At 64.3% G+C, this 2,252-nt stretch carries 2 protein-coding genes; one reads left to right on the top strand and one right to left on the bottom strand.

Annotated features, from left to right (window positions below):
• Positions 1–1,201, bottom strand: a 1,201-nt coding sequence (locus ACIP67_RS43115) for a DNA methyltransferase (protein WP_401700170.1), incomplete at its 3' end; no start/stop codon positions are given.
• 163 nt (positions 1,202–1,364) lie between these two features.
• Here ACIP67_RS43115 and ACIP67_RS43110 point away from each other — a divergent pair.
• Positions 1,365–2,030, top strand: coding sequence for an HNH endonuclease family protein (locus ACIP67_RS43110; protein WP_401700167.1), 666 nt, complete (start codon positions 1,365–1,367; stop codon positions 2,028–2,030).
• The last annotated feature ends 222 nt before the right edge of the window (positions 2,031–2,252 follow it).

Below are 2,252 nucleotides of genomic sequence, written 5' to 3'. Positions count from 1 at the left end.
TAGCCGTCCTATCGCCCTTGAGGCGTCCGGAACGCAGGAACCCTTCCATGAGCAGGAGGCGTGCAGTCTCAGCACCGACCTGCCAGCGCCCCTCCGTTCCATCGTCACGGAGCGGCCACACTGCGACCGTTCCCTGGGGCGCTGAGTATGAGGCTCTATCCGAGTCGAGGGGAAGCGGATCGCCAATGGTGGTAATGGCTCCGTCATGCGCGTTAATTAGCACGGGGTAGAACATGCTTGGGCGGTCGCGGCGGGAAACTCCGGTGCCAGAACGGATCATGCTTACCCATCGAAGCTTGTCCGTCGTGGTCGCCCGCGACCCCTGCCACTCGCTCGTGAGCGGCTGGGGGCTAGGCGATGCTCCCCCCAATGCAACAAAGAATATATATTCATCCGAACGTCCAAATTGCCCACTCCGAGAAGAACCCTTCGGGTTGATGAGGGTACTAACCATCTGAATGCGCGCCTCGGGAAACGTCTGTTCCAGGAGCATCCCAAGCCGTAGGTACTCCTTCTCGTCGATGGTGACGATCAGGACGGAGTCTTGGGGGTTCAGGAGTTCACGGGCAACCTGGAGGCGGCGTTCCATGAAGGACAGCCACTTGGAGTGGCGGTAGTCGTCGTCTTCCTCGACGTAGTCGTTGTTGTACTTCCAGTCCTTCGCTCCGGTGTTGTAGGGCGGGTCAATGTAGATGCAGTCCACCTTGTGGCGGTGGGTGTATGTGAGCATCTCGAGAGCGTGGAAGTTCTCGGCGTTGATGACCGTGTGGAACGGCTTGTCCGGCCCGCCGTTCTCGACGCGGCCTGTCTCGACCAGGCCCGGGTAGATCGGGTCCTCGAAGCGGGCGACGACCACCAGGTCCTCGAGTGCGGCCGTTGAGGTGGCTGGCTCGCGGACCTCGGGGTCGACGTCTGCTTCGGTCAGGTGGGCTTGCTTGCCGTCTTGGGTGCGTTCGATGTCGGTGACGACCCAGTGTCGGGTGTCTCCGATGGTGAGGCTCCCGCGTGGGGGGAGTACGCGGACGGTGTCTCCGCGGCGCACGGGGCGGCCGGGCAGCTCCACAGCTTCGGGCTGGTGACGCTCAAACACGAGACCGAACTGGCTGCGCTGGGTGAGCTGGCGGAACTCAGCTTCCAGGTCTGCGGCCAGCTGTGGGTCGGTCTTGCGGGCCTGGGCGAGCAGGTCAGTCAGTCGAGACACGGGTGTTCTTTCTTTGGGCCAAGTGGCATGGGGCGCTGTCCGCGCTAATCCTGCCCATCCTAGGGACCGGGGATCTCGTGCCGAGCAGGGGCTTCCCGCGAGCTTAGGATCAGCTGCGATGCGACTTCGCATCGCGTCATCCGCTCGAGCAAGGAACTCGCCCATGTCACGACGCTCTTTGGCTTCTCTGGCCACTGCTGCTGCTTTCGTCGCCACCGCTGTCCTGGGGGGTGCGGGCCCGGCGGCAGCCGGCACCACGTACTCAGCCCCGCTGCGCATGGCTGTGGCGTCGTTGCCGGTGGCGGCGGAGAACAATGCCGGCTATGACCGGGCCGCCCAGTTCGGGGACTGGAAGGATGCGAACAGGGACTGCCAGAACACGCGGGCAGAGGTGTTGATCGCAGAGTCCAAGACCACCCCGAAGTTCACGACGGCCCGTAAGTGCACGGTGGCCACGGGCAAGTTGGTGAGCAGCTGGGATCTGCGTACGCACACGTCTGCTTCGACGGTGCAGATCGATCACATGGTGCCCGTGCATGAGGCGTGGGGCTCGGGCGCCCGGTACTGGACCAAGGCCAAGCGGGTGGCGTTCTACAACGACTTGGGGGATGCCCGGTCGCTGAACGCGCAGACCTCGGCGTTGAACTCGGCCAAGCAGGCCCGCGGTCCGGAGCAGTGGCTGCCGCCGAAGAACCAGTGCCAGTACATCGCTGACTGGACCGCGGTGAAGATCCGCTGGGGGTTGAAGGCTGATGCCACGGAGAAGGCGTTTCTGGTGAAGAAGGCCGCGTCCTGCGCGAACACCACCCTTAAGGTGACCCGGTACTGAGGCTGCACGGCCGCAATGGTGCCCATCCCCTACTCGTTGACGGCTGCGGGTGTGGGCACTGGCCTGCCCGGGGGCTGGCTCGAGGACTTGTGTTCGTACTTTGTCTGCCATGGCCACCCCTCTCCTAGAGCTTGCCGGGAGTCGAGGCGTCTGCTTCCCGCTGCGTGCCCGTCGGTTACCCCCGCCACCCTGTCCAGAGGTCTCGAGGCACCCGCCGTATGG

The sequence above is a fragment of the Streptomyces sp. NPDC088812 genome (assembly GCF_044750285.1).
Classification (GTDB): domain Bacteria; phylum Actinomycetota; class Actinomycetes; order Streptomycetales; family Streptomycetaceae; genus Streptomyces.
The sequence above is the reverse complement of the archived record's forward strand: the minus strand, read 5'-3'. Positions and strand labels throughout refer to the sequence as shown.

What these genes read in the sequence shown, in the direction of transcription:
- ACIP67_RS43110 (WP_401700167.1), top strand. Translation starts at nt 1,365, where the DNA reads ATGTCACGACGCTCTTTGGCTTCTCTGGCCACTGCTGCTGCTTTCGTC.